A 20,059-nucleotide genomic window follows, 5' to 3' on the forward strand; every position below is an offset into this window, starting at 1 on the left:
GCTAGTCTTTGATGGATTTTCAAAAATAGCGGAATAATCATGGACAACCTGGAAGCCATACGCCTGTTCGTCGAGGCTGCGCAACTGGGCGGACTCTCCGCCGCCGGCCGCAAGCTGGGGCTGTCGCCGGCCGCGGCCAGTGCCCGACTGCTCAAGCTGGAGGCTTCGCTGTCTACCCGCCTGTTCGAACGCACCACGCGCCAATTGAGGCTGACCGATGAGGGGCGGCTGTACCTGCAACATTGCCGTCAGGCCTTGCAGGCGCTGGACGATGCGCGGGCTGCATTGTCGGCGGAGAAGAAGGAAATTCGCGGGAAGATCCGTCTCTCGGCCACATCGGACTTCGGGCGTCACGTGCTCAATCCATGGCTTGATGAGTTCACGGCGCGCTATCCCGGGGTGGTGCCCGCCCTGCTGCTGTCAGATTCGCTGTCACACCTGATCGCCGACGATGTCGATCTGCTGATCCGTTTCGGTGTGCCGCCGGACAGCTCGCTGATTGCCCGGCAACTGGCCGACAACCACCGCGTGCTGTGCGCCGCACCGGGTTATCTGCAACGCAGGGGCACGCCTTTGCATCCACGGCAACTGGCTGATTTCGAGCACATCGTGTCGGGGCAATCGGGATGGGCCAGCGAGTGGCGGCTGCAAAGTGAAGATGAAATGATCGTTTTCAAGGTGCCGCTGGAAGCCGCCCGCGAGACTAATGACGGCGCGCTGGCGCGGCAGTGGGCAATCGACGGCCACGGCATCGCGCTTAAATCGATCTGGGACATCCGCGCCGATCTGGCAGCAGGCCGCCTGGTTCGGGTCATGCCGGAGTGGCAAACCGCCGAAGCGCCGGTGTATGCGCTGTATCCCCGCAGTCGCTACCTGGCGCCACGGGTGCGGGCGCTGCTGGATTTCTTGCGTGAGCGGTTTGAGCAGGCAGGTGGGGCGAACAGTATTTAAACTGATCGGTCTGATTGGGTTAACAGCGGGATTTTTCCAGTTAATTTGATAATCCATCAATCGCCAGGTCAATTATCAAATGCCTGGCGGTTTTGCAGAATGGCGCGACTTCATTCAACAACCTAGGCACGCACATGCATCTGGATCACGCCAACATCGTCACCCCGGAGCTCGACAAGACTGTCGGTTTTTTCACGCAGATACTGGGCTTGACCCTCGGCCCACGGCCAGGGTTCGGCGTGCCGGGCGCCTGGCTCTATCATCAGGACCGCCCCCTGATACACCTCACCCAGGCCACCGGCGGCCTGCCCGCTGCGCGCGTGACCCCGCGCATCGACCACATCGCCCTGCGCATCGATGACCTGAACCAGTGGGACGCTATCATCAACCGCCTGCGCAGCCACGGAATCGCCTTCCAGATCAGCGAAAGCGACGAGCTCAGTGATCGCCAGCTCTGGGTCAGCCTCGCCCCCGGGCTGACCATCGAGCTGATCGTCGCCCAGTGAAACCCCGCGCGCCAGTGACCAACGCTGTAGGAGCGCGCTTGCCCGCGACGGCGGTGGTAAATGCCACACATCTCTATCGCCTGATACGGCCCTATCGCGAGCGAGCTCACTCCTACAGGTCCTGTGCATGACCTGAAGACGCCGCTAACCTGTAGGAGTGAGCTTGCTCGCGATGAGGCCGGGACAGACGCCACATCTCTTGCGCCAATGACACCGCCGTCGCGGGCAAGCGCGCTCCTACGGGATGCATCGAGTCAGGTCGCGTATTGCGCCACGCCGTTGCCGAATGACCAGTTCTCCTTGCGCACTTCCACCAGGCTGATGAAAACATCTTCCAGCCTCACCCCCGCAACTTCCTTCAGACGATGGGCAATGGCGTGGTACAGGGCTTTCTTCTGATCCACTGTGCGCCCTTCGTTGAGGGTGATCTGGATGAACACCTGGCCATCCGAACGCTGGATCCCCAGGTACTGCGGGTCATACACCAGGCGGTCGCGCTCGTGTTCGGTCAGCACCTGAAAGTTGTCATGGTCCGGAACGTTGATGGTCTCCTTCATGCAGTTGTAGACGACCTGCCCGATCTTCTGCAGGTGAGCCGGGTCGTTCTGTTTGATGATGTCGATTCGTACCAGTGGCATGGGCAACTCCTTGGGAAAGGGATCAGACGAGACAGGCAATACCTGTTGAGAAATTAAGATAATCGACATAATCTATTTCAGCAAGCGCTCAGAAATATCAAATGCGGGAGTGCATCGTGGGACGTTCTTCAAAGGAAAAAGCGCAGGAGAATCGCGCCAGCATCGTCGAGACCGCCTGCCGGATGTTTCGGGAATCAGGGGTGGAGAACGTTTCCGTGGCGCAGATCATGGCGGCGAACGACATGACCGTCGGCGGCTTCTACAAGCATTTCGAGTCCAAGGATGCGTTGGTGGCCGAAGCCTTCGCCCTGGCCTTCGATCAGTCCAGAGGGGGCTGGCAGCAGGTTCGCCAGCGCGCCGACAGCCAGTTGGAACACCCAGGCACAGCGATGGTGCGCCAGTACCTGCACAACCGCTCATCCCCCCTGCACTGCCCGATGCTGATGTTCGCAGGCTCCGTGGCCACAGGCGAAGTGGACCAGGCCTGTGCCGACGCCTACGTTTCAGGCACGAAAACCCTGTTCGACAGCTTTCTCGATGCCATGGCCCCGGCAAGCACCGACAACCCGCCAGCGATCCCGGACCAGAACAAGGCCATGGTGCTGTTCGCCGCCATGCTGGGCGCGCGATTGCTGGCACAAAGCGTCGGCGATGAGCCCTGGATCAGGGCAATGGAAGACGCCGTCAACCAGGCCGCCCTTTCTGAACACGGATAGCACTCAGGGTTTCACCGCCTGGCGCTGTTGCGAACTCCAGAGTTCCAGATTCGCCTTCAACAGCGCCTGTGGCACGGGACCCGAGACGATTTCCTGCATCTGCGCGGCAACCCGCTCACGCAGCGCCGTAGTCATGCAGGTCGAACTGCGCGACAGCGCCAGATAGAGCCCTTCGCTACTCACTGGCGGCTCCAGGGCCTGCACCACGTCCTCGATGCCCAGCGTGCGGGCCAGCGCCATGCCGGGGTAGTACTCGAAGATCACGTAGTCATTGCGCTTGAGGATCAGCTTCTGGAAAGCCTGGGTGGCGGTCGGCACGGCTTCGAGGGACAGATTGGCCCGGGCAAAATCGTCGAAGCCCTGGCCGTTGCTGTTGTTGACCAGGGTGCCGCCGCTGTGCCCGATCAGGTCGTTCCAGCCCCGGTAGACCAGCGTTTCGTCGCGCCGCACCCAGACCCGGCTGGAGGTCACCAGAAACGGCGGATCGATGAAATCCACCACCTGCTGGCGCGCCTGGGTGAGGAAATACCCGGCCAGCATGTCGATGCGCCCTGCCCGCACCTCTTCCTGTGCCCGCGACCAGGGGCCGGCATACACCACGTCGATGTCGAGCCCCAGCCGGGTGCCCAACTGCTTGAGCAACTCGGCGTTGGCACCGATCAACCGTTGCGGATTCTGCGGATCGCGCCACAGGTACGGGGGATATTCAGCGTTGCCGGTGGCCGTCAGGTGATTGCAGCCCTCGGCTCCGAGCGCGACGCCGGGGGGCAGGCAGACCGTGATCAGGAGCGACATGAACCAGCCCGAGTGACGCTTGAACATACGCAACCTCTGACGTCCTTGGTCATCGACCCGATGCAGGTGGTACGTCGTTGATTGGCAGCCCTTGCTTCAGGGATGGCCAACCCGGGAGGCATCTTGCGCGTACCGTCGAAAATGCGCCTCGCACGATCCCGCAGCTTAGTTCACGGATGCTCCCGGTGCCGGTAATAAATCCTCACGGTGCACTCAACCGCACTCAGCCACACCCTACCCCGACACCGCGTCCGGCCAGCGCCCCTCCCCCAGCAGCGCCGCCACCGTGCGCTCGCCCAGCCCCAGGCCGACACTCATGCCAAGCCCGGTGTGCATCAGTACCGCAGTCACGGCATCACCGACCTGCAAGACACTGAACGGCCCCGGCCCACGGCTGCCATACACCCCTTGCCAGCGTTCCAGCACCTGGAGCCGCCCACCCAGGGTGTGTTCGGCCAGGTCGATCATCAGACGGTCTACGGCTTCGTCGTTGAACGGCTCGGCGTCGTTGCCGTAGTGATGGGAGTCGCCAATGATCAGTTCGCCGTAGGGCGTGGGGCTTGCCAGCAAATGGATGCCATGGGCTTCCAGTTCAGGGGTGTCGCGCCGAATCTGCGTGCGGATCGCCTCGGCCTCCGGCAGGTCGGAGAACGCGCCGTAATGGACACAGCTCAAGCCCGTGAGTACCGAATGCTGCAGGTCCAGAGGTTGCTCCAGGCGAGCGCGCAGCATCTGCAAGCGGCACACCGAAGGCTTCAACGTCGCTATCTGCTCGGCCAGCAGCGTCTGGTAATCGTGCCCCGAGCAGACCACCACATGCCGTGCCTCGAAGCGGCCAGCCGTGGTCAACGCAGCACCTGCTTCGATATCCCTGACCAGGGTCGAAAAGTGGAACTCGACCCCCAGCCCACGCAGGTAATCGACGATCTGCGGCAGCGCCTCGCGAGAAAACAGCTGCTGGTCATCCAGGCCGTGCAAGGCGGCGCGATGGTGCACGAAGCGGCCATCGTACAAGTCCTGCAACGCAGCGTCGCGCAGCAGTTCGACGCGATAGCCCTGCTCGCGGGCGCGACCTCTGCAGAACGCCTCAAGCATCGCTTCTTCGGCCTCGCTGCGTGCAAAGATCAGCGAACCCTGTTTTTTCAAGGCCAGACCGGCAGCGTCGGCCAGTTCGCCCCACAAACCGTGGGATTGGCGCGCCAGGTCAAGCATTGGCCCCGGCGCCTGGCCGGTGACCAATGCCTGGCCGAAGTTACGGATCGAAGCGCCCAGGGGCCGGTCGCTGCGCTCGAAGACCCGCACCTTCAGACCACGGCGAACACCCGCCCAGGCATGGGCAAGCCCCAGAATGCCCGCGCCGACGATCAGCAAGTCACAGTCGTGCTGACTCATTGAGAAACTCCTGAACTGAAAGAGAACCGCCACAGCGGCGGGATAGATCAGGGCGTCACCCGGATGACGGGTGACGCCCGTTGATCACTTGCTCACGGGCTCGGACTTGCCGTCATAGCGCTTGCGCCATTCGGCGAGGATGCGGTCGCGGTTCTCCGAGGCCCAGTTGAAGTCGTTCTTGATCAGGCGCTGTTCGTAGTCGGCCGGCAGCTCCTGGAATGGCTCGGCCAGGCCAGGCTGGGCCAGCACCGCGAAGTTGGTCTTGTAGAGGTTCATGGCCTCGCGGCTGGCGGAGAAGTCTGCAAGCTTCTTGGCGGCATCCAGATGGGCAGTCCCTTTGATGATGCCAGTGGCCTCGATCTCCCAGCCCAGGCCTTCCTTGGGCAGCACGATGTCCAGTGGCGCGCCCTTGCGCTTGAGCTGCACGGCCGGGTACTCGAAGGAAATACCGATCGGGAACTCACCCGCCGCCGCCTGCTTGCAGGGCTTGGAGCCGGAGTGGGTGTACTGGCCGATGTTCTGGTGCAGCTTGTCCATGTAGGCCCAGCCGCCGTCTTCGCCAAAGGTCTGCAACCAGGCGCTGACGTCCAGGTAGCCGGTCCCGGAGGACGCCGGGTTAGGCATGATGATCTTGCCCTTGTAGACCGGATCGGCCAGGTCTTCCCACTTGGTTGGCTTGGGCAGACCCTGCTTCTGCGCCTCGACGGTGTTGAAGCAGATGCTCGCGGCCCAGACGTCCATGCCGACCCAGGACGGCGGGTTGGCGCTGTCGCGGTAGTTGGCCCTGATCTGATCCAGGTTCTTGGGCGCATAAGCGTCGAGCATGCCCTGCTTGTCCAGGATCGCCAGGCTGGATGCCGCCAGGCCCCAGACCACGTCAGCCTGGGGACGGTCTTTCTCGGCCATCAGCTTGGCCGTGACGATGCCGGTGGAGTCGCGCACCCACTTGATGCGGATGTCGGGGTTCTGCTTCTCGAACGCCTCCTGATAAGGCTTGAGCTGCTCGACTTCCAGCGCGGTGTAGACGGTCAGTTCAGTGGCTGCCTGGGCTTGCAGGGTCATGGCGGCAAGCAGGCTGGTAAGCACGACAACGGGTTTGAACATGGGAGAGCTCCTGTGGGGAAATGGGCTTGATTGAGAAGACGATCAGAGAGTTCGTGCCGGGTTAGCGCATCAATGACCGGGCGCCACGCGCCAGGCCTGGGAACGCTTGAGCAAGCCGCGCGAAACCTGGGCGAGCAGCAGCGAGACGCCGGCGGATGTGAGCAGGATCAGGGTGGACATGGCGGCGGCACCGCCGACGTTGCCGGCGTCGTCCATGTTCAGCACGGCAACCGACGCCAGCACCGTGTCCGGGCTGTAGAGGAAGATCACCGCCGACACCGTGGTCATGGCCGACACGAACAGGTAGCGGATGATGTCCAGCAGTGCGGGCAGGCAAATGGGCAAGGTCACACGCAGGAAGTGGCGGTACATCGGCACCTTGAGCGACAGCGCTGCCGCCTCGAACTCGCCGTCGAGTTGGCGCAGCGCAGTGGCGGTGGTCATTTGCGCGGTGGTCAGCAGGTGCGCCACGGTGCAGATCACCAGCAGCGTCATGCTTCCGTACAGCGCGTGCAGCGGATTGGCCGGCAGGTTGAAAAAGAACACGTAGCCCAGACCCAGCACCAGCCCTGGCACCGCCATGGGGATGAAGCAGAGCAGGCGCAATACCTGGGTCAGGCGAGTCTGGCGGGTCTTCTCCAGCAGGTAGCTGCCGGTGAAGATCAGCGCACCGCCGAACAGCGCGCAGGCACCGGCCAGCAGCAGGCTGTTGCGGTAGGCGAGCCAACCGCCAGGCAATTCGGAGAAACCGTAGTTGTTCAGCGACAGGGACAGGTCGTACGGCCAGAACTTGACCAGCGACGAATACACCGCCATCCCAAACACCCCGAGCAACGCCGCACTGACCAGGGCGACCAGCAGCAGGAAGCCTGCGTCGCGACGGCGGTGAGGCTTGGGATGATAGATCTGCGCACGGCCACTCATCGCATCGCGCTGGCGACGGCGCAACCACAAGTCCACCGCGAAACTGAGCAGTGCCGGCAGCAGCAGGAACATACCGATCAGCGCGCCGCGGCCGAACTGTTGCTGGCCGAGCACCGCCTTGTACGCTTCCAGGGCCAACACCTGATAGTCACCACCGACCACCACCGGCACGCCGAAATCGGTAACGCACAGGGTGAACACCAGGCAGCCGGCCGCGAACACGCCCTGGCGGCTGCTCGGCCAGGTGATGCTGCGAAAGGCTCGCCACGAAGAAGCACCCATGCTCGACGCCGCATCGAACAGCCTTGCGTCGGCCAGTGCCAGCGCGCTGAGCAGGACCATCAAGGCATGGGGAAAGGTGTAGATTGCCTGACCCAGCACGATGCCCCAGAAACCATAGATGTTGTCCGCGACCCAGCCCCGCAGCAGCCCCTGGTTGCCGAACAGGTAGATCAGCGCGATCCCCGGCAGCATCGACGGCGCCAGCAGCGGCAGCAACGAGATGCCACGCCACACGCCCTTGCCCGGGATACAGGTGCGCTGCAGCGCATAGGCGAAACCGTAGGCCAGTGGCACGACGATCAGCACCACGGTCATGGCGCTGGTCAGGCTGTTGCCCAGCAGCCAGCGAAAGTTGGCACCGCCGAACAGCTGCGCCGCCGCAGCCAGTCCCCCACCTTGCTGCGCATCACCGGCAAGCCCGCGCCAGATCATGGCCAGCAGCGGCAGGACCACGGCCAGCACCAGCAAAACCAGCATCAGCCATTGGCAGCCCTGAATGAACAGGCGGTCGGTCAGGTCTTCGGATCGGCGAGTGCTTGTCGCCTGCGCCGACAGGGTGCTTACCTGTTCCATCAGACGAACACCTGCAGGCTGTGCGGGGGCATGGCGACCCGAATCCGGTTGCCCTGCAACAGCGGCATGGCTTCCGGCGCCATCTCGGCCAGCAGCGCGTGGCCCGGCAAGTCATCGAGTTCAAAGCTCACCCGGCAGCGATTGCCGAGAAAGGTCATCTCGTGCATGCGCGCCGCAAACTGGTTTTCCTGTTGCGCCTGGGGGTTGATCATCACCGCCTCGGGGCGGCAGAACAGACGGCCCTGGGCATTGCCGCCGGCCTGGGCCAGGCGCAGGCTGATCTGCCCCACGCGGGCCTGGCTGCCCTCGCGATGGCACGGCAGCCAGTTGCCCTGGCCCACGAACTCGGCGACGAAGGGGGTCGCGGGTTTGTCGTAGATCTGCTGCGGTGTCGCGTACTGCTCCACCCGCCCGTGATTCATGACCGCAATGCGGTCAGCCATCAACATGGCTTCATCCTGGTTGTGGGTCACCATCAGGGCGGTGATCCCGAGCTGGCGCTGCAAGGCGCGCAGCTCGGTGCACAGATGCTCACGTACCCGCGCATCGAGGGCCGACATCGGCTCGTCGAGCAACAGCAGTGACGGGCTGGGCGCCAGGGCACGCGCCAGGGCAACGCGCTGCTGTTGGCCGCCGGAGAGCTGCGCCGGGTATTTGTGGGTGCTTGAACCGAGACCGACCAGTTCGAGCATTTCGGCAACCCGCGCACGAATGGCCTCGCGCCCCTGCCCCGACAGACCGTAGGCGATGTTCTGGCCGACGGTCAGGTTGGGAAACAGCGCGTAGGACTGGAACAGGATGCCGTAGTCCCGGGCCTGTGGCGGCAAGGTCGAGACATCACGCCCGGAAAAGTGAATGCGTCCCTGATCCTGATGCTCCAGGCCCGCGATGCAGCGCAGCAAGGTGGTCTTGCCGCAGCCCGACGGGCCCAGCAGGCAGACCAGTTCCCCCGCCGCGATATCCAGCGACACGCCGTCCAGCGCCTTGAACGTGCCGAAGCCTTTATGAATGTCGCGCAATTGCAGATCGACAGTGGCCATGGGGGTAACCTCGCTTGATAGAAAACGAGGGTTATCCTGAGCGCCGCTTGCGAAGGCTTCGTGGCAAAAAGGCAAAAGCTGCCGATAGTGGTATCAGCATTTTTGTGATGTGAAACGGCGGGGCTAGCAGGTTTCCCGGGCAATGCTCAGGAACGCCGCTGGCAGGCGTGCCTGGCGACGCTCGCGCAGACAGTAGAGGTATTCGGGGATCATCGGCGCATCGTCCAGGGTAACCACGCGCAGATCCGGGTTGTCCGGCACCTCATGGCGGCCAATCACGCTGATGCCGATGTTGCGCAGCACCGCTTCACGGATCGACTCGCGGCTGCCAATCTCCAGCATTGGCCCAGGCGCCACACCTGCTGCGCGCAGCATCTGCTCGGTGAGCATCCGCGTCGTGGAGCCGGTCTCGCGCATCAGCAGGCAATGCCCGGCCAAGGCCGCAGGCGACAGCCGCGAATGAACCGCCAACGGGTGGCTGCGATGCACCGCCAGCACCAGAGGATCGTGGCCAAGCACCAACTGGGTGAATCGCCCGTCGTCCTCCAGTTGCGAAGACGCGGCCAGATCCACCCGGTACTCCTCCAGCGCCTCGACCACTTGCTGCGAGTTGCCGATTTCCAGGGTCACCTGGATCTGCGGGAAGCGCTCTCGAAAACGCCGGACCAGATCCAGCACGTAGTACGGCGCCGTCGCCGCGATCCTCAGGCAGCCCTGCATCTGCCCACTGTTACGCAGGAAGAACTCGATATCAGCCTCCTGCTGCAGCAGTTTCTGCACCATCGGCAGCAGGCGGGCGCCCTCCTCGCTGACCGTCAGGCGACGACCGCCGCGGTAAAACAGCTCGACCCCGTATTGCGCTTCGAGGTTGCGAATCTGTGTGGTGACGGTGGGCTGGCTCAAGCCGAGCTTCTTCGCCGCCTGGGTGATGCTGCCCAGGCGAGCAACCATGTGGAAGGATTTCAACTCGGCGGATAGCATCAGGTATGCGGCTCTTGAGAGGTCCCCCGTGCAGGCGGGCTGGGACGTTGATCGAGGCTCAATGATACCCCGGAAAAGCCCGGGCGGATCACAGTTGTCGCCCGCCAATTTACACAACGTCTAAATGTGGATAATGTGTCTTGCAACGCCATTCACTCTGCACCCGAGGAGATCGCTGTGGACTCACTGTCTCTACCCACTTTCAAAGACGTTCAGGACGCGGCCGCGCGCATCGAAGGTCACGCGCACCAGACCCCGGTCCTGACCTCCCGCACCATTGACGAGGAAATCGGCGCGCAGCTGTTCTTCAAGTGTGAAAACCTGCAGCGCACCGGCTCGTTCAAGTTTCGCGGTGCGTTCAACACCCTGTCCCGGTTCGATGATCAGCAACGCAAGGGCGGTGTGGTGGCCTTCTCTTCGGGCAACCACGCCCAGGGTATTGCACTGGCGGCAGCGCTGCTGAAGATGCCGGCCACCATCGTCATGCCCAACGACGCACCGGCGGCCAAAGTCGCGGCGACCCAGGGCTACGGCGCGACGGTGGTGTTCTATGACCGCTACACCCAGGACCGCGAAGCCATCGGCCGGGCCCTGGCGCTGGAACACGGGATGACCATGATTCCCCCGTACGATCACCCCGATGTGCTGGCAGGACAAGGCACTGCCGCCAAGGAATTGCTGGAAAGCACCGGCCCTCTGGACGCGCTGTTCGTCGGGCTCGGCGGCGGTGGCATGCTCTCGGGAACGACGCTGTCCACCCGCGCCCTGGCCCCGGATTGCCTGCTGTATGGCGTTGAGCCTGAGGCGGGAGACGATGGCCTGCAATCGCTGCGCAAGGGCGAAATCGTCCACATCGATACCCCCGCCACCCTGGCCGATGGCGCCCAGACCCAGCACCTGGGGCGCTACACCTTTCCGATCATTCAGGCCGGGGTGACCGACATTGTCACGGTGTCCGACGCTGAACTGGTAGCGGCCATGAAGTTCTTCGCCCAGCGCATGAAGATAGTGGTCGAGCCCACCGGCTGCCTGGGGCTTGCGGCGGTACGCAAGATGAAGGAGCAACTGCGGGGCAAGCGCGTGGGCGTGATCATCACCGGCGGCAACGTCGATATCGAACGCTACGCGGCGTTGCTGACCTCGTGAACGCCGGGGTCAGGAACGACAACATGTACATGGTCACCACCGAGCGCGCCTCACCACCCGCCGGGCATTACTCGCAGGCAGTCATCCATCAAGGTTCGCTGCACATTTCAGGTCAACTGCCGGTCAGCCCCGACGGGCGCCATCACCTCGACGCGCCGTTCACCCAACAGGTGGGGCTGGTGCTCGACAATCTGCTGGCCATTCTGGAGGCGGCCGGCTGTTCGGTGGAGGATCTGGTCAAGGTCACGGTGTACGTGGCGGGCGTGGAGCATTGGCCGGAGTTCGACCGGGTCTATGCCCAGCGCCTGGGCAACCATCGTCCGGCCCGGGTGGTGGTGCCGGTGCCGGAATTGCACCATGGCTATCTGGTGGAAATCGAAGCGCTGGCACAGGTCAGCGCCCTGCCCTGAGCCAACCTGAACCTTACCGGGCGTCGTTGTAGACCGTCGCCCGGGAAACCCCCAGGTACGCAGCCACGGTTTCCATCGAGCGGCGGATGTCCAGCAGCCCGGCCTCGCGCAATTCCTGCATCAGCACACGCCGGTCCGCCGCCTTGAGCGCCCGCGGCGTGGTGGCCAGGCGTGCGGAAAACTGGTCGATGCGGCCACGAATCAGCTCTGCGCTGCCCACCTCCAGCGTTTCTTCGGGACGGTCTTCGCCAAAGGCACTGAACTGGTCAAGCATGCCCTGCAGCCCCCGGAAAACCGAGAGATCGACGTTCATGCACAGCGCCGCAACGTACTTGCCGGTGGAGTCCTTGATGCCAATCGAAGTGCTTTTCACCTGTCGGCCATCGCTGAAGCGGTTCGGGTAATTGGCGATCACCTGGGGATAGGCCGGGTCGGCAATCCGCGCCAGGCCCAGTTCTGTGGCAGGGTCGCCTTCGCTGCGCCCGGAAAGGTTGTTGTGAATCGCCAGGATCGCATGTTGAGGGTCGCGCAGATCGTGCAGCACCACTTCGCAGAACGGGCTGAAGGTCTCGCTCAGGCCCTTGGCGATGTGGCCGAGCTGTTCGATGAGGGCGTGTTGTTCGGGGGTGTGTTTTTTCATCTGGACAAGATATCCAGAAGCTGGAAATAACGTCAATCGCCATTCATGACACACACGCCAGCGCGCCAAGTATTGATACCATGCGCGCCGTGCGAAGGTGGCGGTTGCCCGAGCGGGACCTGCCAATGGAACAGGCCACAACAACAAGAGTAAGTGATTGGTGCGCGAAGGGATCAACCCCATCTCCATGTCGGCGTTTCAGTGGGCGATCGTCAGCCTCTGCATGCTGTTCAACGTCATCAACGGGCTGGACGTCATGGCGATGGCGTTCACGGCCAACAGCGTCTCGGCGCAATGGGGGCTCAGCGGCTCGCAGCTTGGGGTGCTGCTCAGTGCAAGCCTGGTGGGCATGGCCTGCGGGTCGATGTTCGCCGCGCCTGCTGCCGACCGTCATGGGCGCCGGCCGATGTTGCTGGCGGGGTTGCTGCTCAGCGGGCTGTGCATGCTGTTGTCGTTCTGGAGCGAGAACCTGTACTCGTTGATGCTGCTGCGTGGCCTGACGGGGCTTGGCGTCGGGGCAGTCGTGGTGGGGGCCAACGTGCTGGCCCATGAACATGCAAGCCCCGAGCGACGCAGCCTTGCCGTGGCCCTGCAGTCGGTGGGATTCGGGCTGGGCGCAAGCGTGGGCGGCATGCTGGCTCACACGCTCAATGACACTGAAGGCTGGCGCTATGTGTTTCTGGCGGGTGGCTGCATTACCTTGGGCGGCTGGCTGGCCGGGGTGTTGTGGTTGCGTGAGTCCGAGGCATTTCTTGCGCTCGGCACCCGCCGTCAGCGCGGCTCAGGGCCTGCTTCGGTGTCGATGAACTACCGGCAACTTTTCGCCCCGGGCCAGTGGCAACTGACGGTGCCCTTGGCGACGGCGCTGTTTCTGATCATGTTCAGTTTCTACTTCGTGACCAGCTGGACGCCGACGCTGCTGATTCAGAGTGGCTTTTCCGAAAAGGACGGCGCGGCAGGCGGCATGTTGCTGAGTGGTGGCGGCATGTTGGGTGCGCTGGCGATGGGTTTTGCCGGCAACCGGATCGGTGTTGGCAGGCTGTTGTTGGGGTTTGTGTTACTGGATGCGATCTTGATGGGCTTGATCGTGCCCGCCACCCGCCTGGGCTGGCTCGGGGGCGCGGTGGGGTTTTGCAGCGGGATGTTGCTGTACGGCGCGATTGCCGGGCTGTTCACCCTGGCGCCACGGGCGTTTTCCACTGCCATCCGCACCCGCGGCGTGGGTCTGGTGCTGGCGGCCGGGCGCCTCGGCTCAATTGTCTCCCCCGCTGCAGCCGGCTTGCTGATCGACGCCCAGTGGACGGCCCAAGGCCTGTTTACCTTCTACGCCATCAGCCAGCTACTGGCGGCGCTGCTGATCTGGCGACTGTGCAAACGCGCCTGACCCAACCGCAATAGTGCCCTCAAGCCCGTCCCCGCGGGCAAGCCCGGCTGCTACGAAGCATGGGGTGCACGCAAATTCTATGTTCGACACCAAACCCGTAGCAGCCGGGCTTGCCCGCGGGGGCGATCTTGAGGGCGCCGACGCCGGCGAGCCGGACTGCTACGGGGGTTGCCTAATCTCTTCGCTTGAGCAAATAGGTATCCATGATCCAGCCATGCCGCTGCCGAGCCGCGCTGCGTTCGCGCTGAATCTGGTCGGCGACGTCCTTCAACCTGCCGGCAATCAGGATCTCATCCGGCGTCCCCAGGTACGCCCCCCAATAGATATTCAGGTCCTGATCCACCAGGGTCTGCCAACTGTTCTCGGCGTCCAGCATCACCACCACGCTCTCGGCATCTCCGGTCAGGCCCTTGGCCACACGCCGCCCGGTGGTGATCTCGACCGATTGCCCGATACTGTTGAGCGGTACGCGGTGCCGGGCCGTGAGCGCCTGAACGCTGGTGATGCCGGGGATGACCTCGTAGGCAATGTCGTGCCGGCCTTGCTCGATGATCGCATCCACAATGCGGATGGTGCTGTCGTACAGCGACGGGTCGCCCCACACCAGAAAGGCCCCGCACTCCCCATCGGCCAGTTCTTCGGCAATCAGACGCTCGAAGGTCTGCTGCTTTTGCGCGTTCAGATCATCAACCGCCCGCCGGTAATCCGCAGCCTCGCGCCGCCGCTCGGGATTCAGCGCCTCGACGATCCGATAATTGCCGTGCTCGATGTAGCGCTCGCAGATGTCCCTGCGCAGGTCGTTGAGCTTGACCTTGTCCGAGCCCTTGTCCATCAGGAAAACCACATCGGCCCGGTTGAGCGCCTTGACCGCTTGAATCGTGATGTATTCAGGATTCCCTGCACCGATGCCGATGATCAGCAGTTGTTTCATCGCAACCTCCTCAGACGTCGGCCTCTTGCGCCGCCTTGGCCAGCCACTCCCGTGGCGACATCCCCACCTTGGCCGCGAATGCCCGCGACAGCGCCGAGGGGTTGGCGTAGCCCAGTTCCTCAGCCAGCAACTTGATCGGCTGCCCGGCGCGCAGTCGCCCCTGGGCCAATGCCATGCGCCAGTCACCCAGATAATCCGCAGGTGTCTGCCCGACCACCTCGCGAAAGCGATTGGCGAAGGCCGTGCGCGACATCCCCGCACAGCCGGCCATGCGCTCCAGCGACCAGTTCTGCCCCGGTGCGTCATGCATGGCCACAAGGGCGCGGGCCAGGCGCGGGTCCGACAGCCCGGTGATGAAGCCCGGTTGCACCCCGGCTTCCTGCGGGTGGTCGAGCAACCAGCGCATCAACTGGATCACCACCACCTCGAAGATGCGGTCCACCAGCAGTCGCTGGCCGCAGCGCAGTTGATCGGTCTCTGAGAACAACAACTCAAGGGCCATCTCCAGCCCCGGTACCCGGGCCAGGGGTATCGCCACCAGCGCTGGCAACGCCCGGGCCAGGGGATTGTAGGCGCCGCCATCGAAGCTCAGCCGCGCGCAGGTGAAGTCCGAACCCTCTTGGGGCGGATTGTGAAAGCGATGGGTCAAGGGCCGTGGGTACAGCAGCAGCGTCGGCTCATCGAATCGCAGCAAGCCCAGCCCGCGACGGTCGCCCGGGTGGCTCACCTGCAACTCGCCACGGCGCAGGACATGCAGGTAGCCATACCCTTCACTCGCGGCAAAGGTCGTGACTCCGCACAGGGCACCCGAGTGATGGAGCTGAGCCTGAACCCGAAAGCGTTCGAGGATGCCTGACAGTCGATCCAGTGGGGGCAGTGTCTGCATTTGTACTAAAGGGTATGTTTAGTGAATGTATTGATCCCAATCATACAGCAACTTTTCCTAGACTGGCCACGCTGTATCACACAGCACCCACTTCTCAGGAGATCGATATGTCCCGTGTAAACCTTCAGACCCAAAACGCCCCTGCCGCCAGCCAGCCGATCCTGGCCCAGATCCACCAGGCATTCGGCGCTACGCCGAACATGTTCAAGGCCGTGTCCAACTCTCCGGTGGCCCTGCAGAGCATGTGGGCTGCTTTCGGCGCACTGGGCAAAGGCACGCTGGGCGCCAAGCTCGGCGAGCAGATCGCCGTGGCCATCGCCAATCGCAACCGCTGCGAATACTGCCTGGCGGCCCACACCGTGCTCGGCCAGAAAGCCGGTGCGACGTCCGCTGAAATGTCCGCTGCGCAGGTCGGCAAGGCTAACGATGCCAAGACTGCTGCCGCTCTGACCTTCGCCCTGAAAGTGGTCGAACAGCGCGCACAGATTACCGGTCAGGACGTCACCGGCCTGCGCGACGCCGGCTTCAGCGATGAGCAGGTCGTGGAGATCATGGCGCATATCGCGCTGAACCTGTTCACCAACTACATCAACGTCGCCCTGGATATCCCTGTGGACTTTCCCAAGGTCGCCCTGAGCTGACGCGACCGGGCCCCGCCGATGTCTGGCGGGGCTCATCCGGCTGGCAGAACAGGCCGTGAGGCTATTGGCCGTGGGCCGATCCCTGCCGGGCAATGCCGTGCTGCTTGAGTTTGCGATACAAGGTATTGCGGCTGATTCCCAGACGCTCGGCCACCCGGCCGATGTGCCAGTGCTCCTCGTCGATCAGCGTCAACAGGGTCTGTCGCTCTGAAGTGCCGAGCGGATCCTCCCCCAATGTACGCGGCGTAGTTGCTCCCGGCAGCAGTTCGACGACGTCTTCGAGGCTGACGCGCCCTTCCCATGCCAGTGCCACGAGAGTGCGCAGACAGGTGCGCAGTTGGCGCACGTTGCCAGGCCAGGGTTGTGCCAACAGATGCTCGCGCACGCCCGGCTCCAGGGTGATCGCGCTGCCCGCCGCCTCTTCACGCAGCAACAGATCGAGCAGGCTGCCTTTGTCCGAGCGTTCACGCAGGGGCGGCAGTTGCACGGTGAACCCGCCCAGCCGGTAAAACAGGTCTTCACGAAAACGCCCTTCGGCCACGCTGGCTTGCAGGTCCTGATGGCTGGCGCTGATCAGCCGCACATCCACCGCACGGGCCGTTGCGCTGCCCAGGGGCACCACCTGACGCTCTTCCAGCACCCGCAGCAAACGGGTTTGCAGGGCCAGGGGCATGTCGCCGATTTCGTCGAGAAACAGGATGCCGCCATGGGCCTGCTCGAGCTTGCCGACCATGCCCTCCTTTCGCGCCCCGGTGAAACTGCCGCCGCGATAGCCGAACAGTTCGCTCTCGATCAGTGTCTCGGGAATGGCCGCGCAATTGATCGCTACAAACGGCTGACGCGCCCGGGAGCTGGCGCGGTGCAGCGCTGCGGCGAACGCCTCCTTGCCGGTGCCGGTTTCGCCATGCAGGAACACCGGCACGTCCCGCTCCAGCACCCGCAATGCGCGGGACAGTCCGCGCTGCAGACGCGGGTCTTCGAGGCACACTCGGGTGTCGAGGATTTTTGGCAGCTCGGCCGCAGGTCTTGCGGGGGTGCGAACCGGCTCGCGCAACTGGCCATAGAACAGGCGCCCGTCAGCCAGGCGCAGCGGCCAGCACAGGCCTGGCTGCGGGCTGGCCTGGGCGAGCAACTGCTCAAGGGGCGATTCGAGCAGCAGCGTCAAGGGTTGTCCAACCAACTGCTCACGGGCCAGCCCCAACAGATCCAGCGCCGCCTGATTGACCGAACAGATCCGCGCAGTGTCGTCAAAACTCAACAAGCCCTCCCCCAACAACCCGACGAACCGCGCCTCGGGGTGAAACCGCAACAGATAGCGATGGGGCTCGTGACCGAGGAAAAAACAGTTTTCGATCAGCTTGGCGGAAAGATTGGTCAAGGCCATGGCCTGGAAGCGCTGGTGCAGGCTGTGCTCTTCACGGGCGCTGGACAGGTTGAGCACCGCCAGCAGTTCGCCGCGCGCGTCGAAGATGGGGCTTGCCGAGCAGGTCAGGCCCGCGTGACGGCCACGGAAATGTTCATCCCGGCGGATCGTCACATGCTGACGTTCCACCAGGCAGGTGCCCACGCCATTGGTGCCTTCGATGTCCTCGCTCCACATCGCGCCCATCCACAGCCCGGCGCGCTGGAAATCCACCCGCTCGGCCTCGTTGAACACACTGTCGATCACCACGCCCTGGGCGTCGGTCAGCAGCACCACATGGCCGTCGCCACCCAGCTGCTGATGCAGGCTGCTCATCTGCCAGCGGGCCACGGCAATGATGTGTTCCAGCGGCGCACGGTGATCCTGCAAGCGCGGGTGTTCGACCACATTGGGCGCACGCTGGCTGGCCGGATCGAGCTGGTGCTGGTCCAGGCATCGGCGCCATGAGCGGGTGATGGCGGCGTCGGCCATCGGACCATGGCCCTGCGTCTGGGCCGAGCCATGCACCGCTTGCAGCACCTGCTGGGCATGGGCGCTGATCAAGGCAGATGTCATTGTTCTTGTTCTCCGCTGCGATTGCGACACAACTTGAATGGGCAGCTTAGAACAAATGCCGCGGCATGGGCGCATTACCGGTCGGTTATCGTCACCAGCGCTGCAGGGGTGACAATTTGTCCTGCGCCATTCCCGAATTCGTGACATTCACGCCGGCGGCATCCCCGCCGTCGTCTGGCAGATCGGCTCGCACGCCCTCTACAAAGCGCCTTTCAGCGAGATGGCCCGGCCCTTGCTGACAGCCCTGTCGCCACAAAAACAAAAAACAGGGAGAAGCCCCATGAATGTCGCGATTGAAACCCCGCTGCAGAACCCCACTGCCCAGCTCACCGACTGGCTCGAACGCCTGGAGCAATCGCTCGGCCAGGGCGATCTGGATGCCACCCTCGGCCTGTTCAGTGAAGAGTGCTACTGGCGAGACCTGCTGCTGTTCAGTTGGAACCTGGTCACTCTGGAAGGCAAGCCCGCCATCCGGGACATGCTCGAAACCCGCCTTGAACAGACTCGCCCCCAGAGCTGGAAAGTCGAAGGCGACGCCACGCTGGACAACGGCGTGCTCGAAGGCTGGATCAGCCTGGAAACCGATACCGCTCGCGGCAAGGGCTACGTGCGCCTCAAGGACGGCCTGTGCTGGACGCTGTTGACCACCATGCGTGAACTCAAGGGGTTCGAGGAACCCAACGGCCGCCGCCGCCCGCTTGGGGCCACCCACGGCCATGGCCACCCTGACAAACGCAACTGGGCTGAGCGCCGCCGCGATGAAGAAGCCTCGCTGGGCATCACCACCCAGCCCTATTGCCTGATCGTCGGCGGCGGCCAAGGCGGCTTGGGCCTGGCGGCACGGCTCAAGCGCATGGGCGTGCCTACCCTGATCATCGACAAGGCCGAGCGCCCCGGCGATCAATGGCGCGGCCGCTACAAGTCGCTGTGCCTGCACGACCCGGTCTGGTACGACCACATGCCCTACCTGCCCTTCCCCGATCACTGGCCGGTGTTCACGCCCAAGGACCAGATCGGCGACTGGCTGGAGATGTACAGCAAAGTCATGGAGCTCAACTACTGGACCCGCACCGAGTGCATCGGCGCCAGCTTCGACGAGCAAAGCGGCACCTGGACCGTGGAAGTCCAGCGCAACGGCGAGCGACTGACCCTGCACCCGACCCAGTTGATCCTTGCCACCGGCATGTCCGGCGTTGCCAACGTGCCGAGCTATCCGGGCGCCGAAAGCTTCAAGGGCCAGCAGCATCATTCCAGCCGCCACCCCGGTGGCGATGCCTGGCGCGGCAAGCGCGCGGTGGTCATCGGCGCCAACAACTCGGCCCACGACATCTGCGCGGACCTGGTAGAGAACGGCGCAGAGGTGACCATGGTCCAGCGCTCCTCGACCCACATCGTGCGCTCCGACAGCCTGATGGACCTGGTGTTCGGCGGGCTGTATTCAGAAGACGCCGTGGAAAGCGGGCTGACCACCGACAAGGCCGACATGCTGTTTGCCTCGATTCCGTACAAGGTCATGCCCAGCTTCCACCAGCCGGTATTCGACGCCATCAAGGAGCGTGACAAGGACTTCTACGAGGGCCTGAGCAAGGCCGGTTTCATGCTCGATTTCGGCGATGACGAATCGGGGCTGTTCATGAAGTACGTGCGCCGTGGCTCGGGCTATTACATCGACGTCGGCGCCTCGCAATTGATCGCGGACGGCACCATCAAGCTCAAGAGCGCGCCGGGGCTTGGCGTGGAGCGCATCGAAGCCGACGCCGTGGTGCTCAACGATGGCACCCGCCTGCCGGCTGACCTGATCGTCTATGCCACCGGCTACGGCTCGATGAATGGCTGGGCGGCGAAGCTGATCTCCCAGGAAGTCGCCGACAAGGTGGGCCGCTGCTGGGGGCTGGGTTCGGGCACCACCAAGGACCCAGGACCGTACGTGGGTGAGCTGCGCAACATGTGGAAGCCCACGCAACAGCAGAATCTGTGGTTCCACGGCGGCAACCTGCACCAGTCACGGCATTACTCGCTGTACCTGGCGCTGCAACTCAAGGCACGCTTCGAAGGGCTGCCGACCCCGGTGTTCGGGCTGGCCGAAACCCATCACCTGGGCTGACGAAACGGTTGCCCGGCTCCGGCCGGGCAATCGCCCT

19 protein-coding genes are annotated in these 20,059 nt (G+C 63.7%); 8 read left to right on the forward strand and 11 right to left on the reverse strand.

From position 1 onward, the window contains the following. The first annotated feature begins 39 nt into the window (after positions 1-39). Positions 40-951, forward strand: coding sequence for a LysR family transcriptional regulator (locus NPS29_RS01845; protein WP_274130365.1), 912 nt, complete (start codon positions 40-42; stop codon positions 949-951). A gap of 134 nt (positions 952-1,085) precedes the next feature. After that, positions 1,086-1,457 carry a VOC family protein gene (locus tag NPS29_RS01850; RefSeq protein WP_274130366.1) on the forward strand — a complete coding sequence of 124 codons (372 nt, stop codon included), beginning with the start codon at positions 1,086-1,088 and terminating at the stop codon, positions 1,455-1,457. 254 nt (positions 1,458-1,711) lie between these two features. On the opposite strand, the gene NPS29_RS01855 is transcribed toward NPS29_RS01850, so the two are convergent. After that, entirely contained in the window at positions 1,712-2,095 is a 384-nt protein-coding gene (locus tag NPS29_RS01855) for a tautomerase family protein (protein ID WP_274130367.1), read from the reverse strand. Between the two features lie 116 nt (positions 2,096-2,211). Here NPS29_RS01855 and NPS29_RS01860 point away from each other — a divergent pair, with 116 nt between their 5' ends. Further along, a complete protein-coding gene (locus tag NPS29_RS01860) occupies positions 2,212-2,811 on the forward strand; it encodes a TetR/AcrR family transcriptional regulator (RefSeq protein ID WP_274130368.1) in 600 nt (199 codons plus the stop codon). Between the two features lie 3 nt (positions 2,812-2,814). Here NPS29_RS01860 and NPS29_RS01865 read toward each other — a convergent pair whose 3' ends face one another. The 6 genes from NPS29_RS01865 to NPS29_RS01890 form a co-directional block, all read right to left on the reverse strand. Continuing rightward, a complete protein-coding gene (locus tag NPS29_RS01865) occupies positions 2,815-3,633 on the reverse strand; it encodes a substrate-binding periplasmic protein (RefSeq protein WP_274130369.1) in 819 nt (272 codons plus the stop codon). Positions 3,634-3,840: 207 nt separating this feature from the next. After that, entirely contained in the window at positions 3,841-4,998 is a 1,158-nt protein-coding gene (locus tag NPS29_RS01870; protein WP_274130370.1) for a TIGR03364 family FAD-dependent oxidoreductase, read from the reverse strand. 84 nt (positions 4,999-5,082) lie between these two features. Next, a complete protein-coding gene (locus NPS29_RS01875; RefSeq protein WP_274130371.1) occupies positions 5,083-6,102 on the reverse strand; it encodes a putative 2-aminoethylphosphonate ABC transporter substrate-binding protein in 1,020 nt (339 codons plus the stop codon). Positions 6,103-6,171: 69 nt separating this feature from the next. Beyond that, on the reverse strand, positions 6,172-7,881 hold the full coding sequence (locus NPS29_RS01880; RefSeq protein ID WP_274130372.1) for a putative 2-aminoethylphosphonate ABC transporter permease subunit: 1,710 nt from the start codon (positions 7,879-7,881) through the stop codon (positions 6,172-6,174). Beyond that, positions 7,881-8,921: a putative 2-aminoethylphosphonate ABC transporter ATP-binding protein gene (locus NPS29_RS01885; protein WP_274130373.1), complete on the reverse strand. Its 1,041-nt coding sequence runs from the start codon at positions 8,919-8,921 to the stop codon at positions 7,881-7,883. Before NPS29_RS01885 ends, NPS29_RS01880 begins: the two co-directional genes overlap by 1 nt. A gap of 123 nt (positions 8,922-9,044) precedes the next feature. Beyond that, positions 9,045-9,902 (reverse strand): LysR family transcriptional regulator, encoded by an 858-nt coding sequence (locus NPS29_RS01890; protein ID WP_274130374.1) that lies wholly within the window; start codon positions 9,900-9,902, stop codon positions 9,045-9,047. Between the two features lie 186 nt (positions 9,903-10,088). Here NPS29_RS01890 and NPS29_RS01895 point away from each other — a divergent pair, with 186 nt between their 5' ends. Both NPS29_RS01895 and NPS29_RS01900 read left to right on the forward strand, forming a co-directional pair. Continuing rightward, complete coding sequence (locus tag NPS29_RS01895; protein ID WP_274130601.1) at positions 10,089-11,048, forward strand: threo-3-hydroxy-L-aspartate ammonia-lyase; 960 nt, start codon at positions 10,089-10,091, stop codon at positions 11,046-11,048. Between the two features lie 23 nt (positions 11,049-11,071). Next, positions 11,072-11,458: a RidA family protein gene (locus tag NPS29_RS01900; protein WP_274130375.1), complete on the forward strand. Its 387-nt coding sequence runs from the start codon at positions 11,072-11,074 to the stop codon at positions 11,456-11,458. Positions 11,459-11,471: 13 nt separating this feature from the next. On the opposite strand, the gene NPS29_RS01905 is transcribed toward NPS29_RS01900, so the two are convergent. Then, on the reverse strand, positions 11,472-12,098 hold the full coding sequence (locus NPS29_RS01905) for a helix-turn-helix transcriptional regulator (RefSeq protein WP_274130376.1): 627 nt from the start codon (positions 12,096-12,098) through the stop codon (positions 11,472-11,474). 160 nt (positions 12,099-12,258) lie between these two features. On the opposite strand from NPS29_RS01905, the gene NPS29_RS01910 reads away from it, so the two are divergent. Further along, a complete protein-coding gene (locus NPS29_RS01910; RefSeq protein WP_274130377.1) occupies positions 12,259-13,482 on the forward strand; it encodes an MFS transporter in 1,224 nt (407 codons plus the stop codon). A 172-nt stretch (positions 13,483-13,654) separates the two neighbouring features. On the opposite strand, the gene cobF is transcribed toward NPS29_RS01910, so the two are convergent. Then, positions 13,655-14,413, reverse strand: coding sequence for a precorrin-6A synthase (deacetylating) (gene cobF, locus NPS29_RS01915; RefSeq protein WP_274130379.1), 759 nt, complete (start codon positions 14,411-14,413; stop codon positions 13,655-13,657). Positions 14,414-14,423: 10 nt separating this feature from the next. Next, complete coding sequence (locus NPS29_RS01920; protein ID WP_274130380.1) at positions 14,424-15,299, reverse strand: AraC family transcriptional regulator; 876 nt, start codon at positions 15,297-15,299, stop codon at positions 14,424-14,426. A gap of 107 nt (positions 15,300-15,406) precedes the next feature. On the opposite strand from NPS29_RS01920, the gene NPS29_RS01925 reads away from it, so the two are divergent. Then, a complete protein-coding gene (locus tag NPS29_RS01925) occupies positions 15,407-15,940 on the forward strand; it encodes a carboxymuconolactone decarboxylase family protein (protein ID WP_274130381.1) in 534 nt (177 codons plus the stop codon). 61 nt (positions 15,941-16,001) lie between these two features. On the opposite strand, the gene NPS29_RS01930 is transcribed toward NPS29_RS01925, so the two are convergent. Then, positions 16,002-17,918: a sigma-54-dependent Fis family transcriptional regulator gene (locus NPS29_RS01930; RefSeq protein ID WP_274130382.1), complete on the reverse strand. Its 1,917-nt coding sequence runs from the start codon at positions 17,916-17,918 to the stop codon at positions 16,002-16,004. A 280-nt stretch (positions 17,919-18,198) separates the two neighbouring features. Here NPS29_RS01930 and NPS29_RS01935 point away from each other — a divergent pair, with 280 nt between their 5' ends. After that, positions 18,199-20,022 carry an NAD(P)/FAD-dependent oxidoreductase gene (locus NPS29_RS01935; RefSeq protein ID WP_274130383.1) on the forward strand — a complete coding sequence of 608 codons (1,824 nt, stop codon included), beginning with the start codon at positions 18,199-18,201 and terminating at the stop codon, positions 20,020-20,022. Positions 20,023-20,059: the final 37 nt, after the last annotated feature.

Source organism: Pseudomonas putida (assembly GCF_028682175.1).
Classification (GTDB): Bacteria; Pseudomonadota; Gammaproteobacteria; order Pseudomonadales; family Pseudomonadaceae; genus Aquipseudomonas; species Aquipseudomonas putida_AD.

What these genes read in the sequence shown, in the direction of transcription:
- NPS29_RS01845 (WP_274130365.1), top strand. Translation starts at nt 40, where the DNA reads ATGGACAACCTGGAAGCCATACGCCTGTTCGTCGAGGCTGCGCAACTG.
- NPS29_RS01850 (WP_274130366.1), top strand. Translation starts at nt 1,086, where the DNA reads ATGCATCTGGATCACGCCAACATCGTCACCCCGGAGCTCGACAAGACT.
- NPS29_RS01855 (WP_274130367.1), bottom strand. Translation starts at nt 2,095, where the DNA reads ATGCCACTGGTACGAATCGACATCATCAAACAGAACGACCCGGCTCAC.
- NPS29_RS01865 (WP_274130369.1), bottom strand. Translation starts at nt 3,633, where the DNA reads ATGTTCAAGCGTCACTCGGGCTGGTTCATGTCGCTCCTGATCACGGTC.
- NPS29_RS01870 (WP_274130370.1), bottom strand. Translation starts at nt 4,998, where the DNA reads ATGAGTCAGCACGACTGTGACTTGCTGATCGTCGGCGCGGGCATTCTG.
- NPS29_RS01875 (WP_274130371.1), bottom strand. Translation starts at nt 6,102, where the DNA reads ATGTTCAAACCCGTTGTCGTGCTTACCAGCCTGCTTGCCGCCATGACC.
- NPS29_RS01880 (WP_274130372.1), bottom strand. Translation starts at nt 7,881, where the DNA reads ATGGAACAGGTAAGCACCCTGTCGGCGCAGGCGACAAGCACTCGCCGA.
- NPS29_RS01885 (WP_274130373.1), bottom strand. Translation starts at nt 8,921, where the DNA reads ATGGCCACTGTCGATCTGCAATTGCGCGACATTCATAAAGGCTTCGGC.
- NPS29_RS01890 (WP_274130374.1), bottom strand. Translation starts at nt 9,902, where the DNA reads ATGCTATCCGCCGAGTTGAAATCCTTCCACATGGTTGCTCGCCTGGGC.
- NPS29_RS01900 (WP_274130375.1), top strand. Translation starts at nt 11,072, where the DNA reads ATGTACATGGTCACCACCGAGCGCGCCTCACCACCCGCCGGGCATTAC.
- NPS29_RS01905 (WP_274130376.1), bottom strand. Translation starts at nt 12,098, where the DNA reads ATGAAAAAACACACCCCCGAACAACACGCCCTCATCGAACAGCTCGGC.
- cobF (WP_274130379.1), bottom strand. Translation starts at nt 14,413, where the DNA reads ATGAAACAACTGCTGATCATCGGCATCGGTGCAGGGAATCCTGAATAC.
- NPS29_RS01920 (WP_274130380.1), bottom strand. Translation starts at nt 15,299, where the DNA reads ATGCAGACACTGCCCCCACTGGATCGACTGTCAGGCATCCTCGAACGC.
- NPS29_RS01925 (WP_274130381.1), top strand. Translation starts at nt 15,407, where the DNA reads ATGTCCCGTGTAAACCTTCAGACCCAAAACGCCCCTGCCGCCAGCCAG.
- NPS29_RS01930 (WP_274130382.1), bottom strand. Translation starts at nt 17,918, where the DNA reads ATGACATCTGCCTTGATCAGCGCCCATGCCCAGCAGGTGCTGCAAGCG.
- NPS29_RS01935 (WP_274130383.1), top strand. Translation starts at nt 18,199, where the DNA reads ATGAATGTCGCGATTGAAACCCCGCTGCAGAACCCCACTGCCCAGCTC.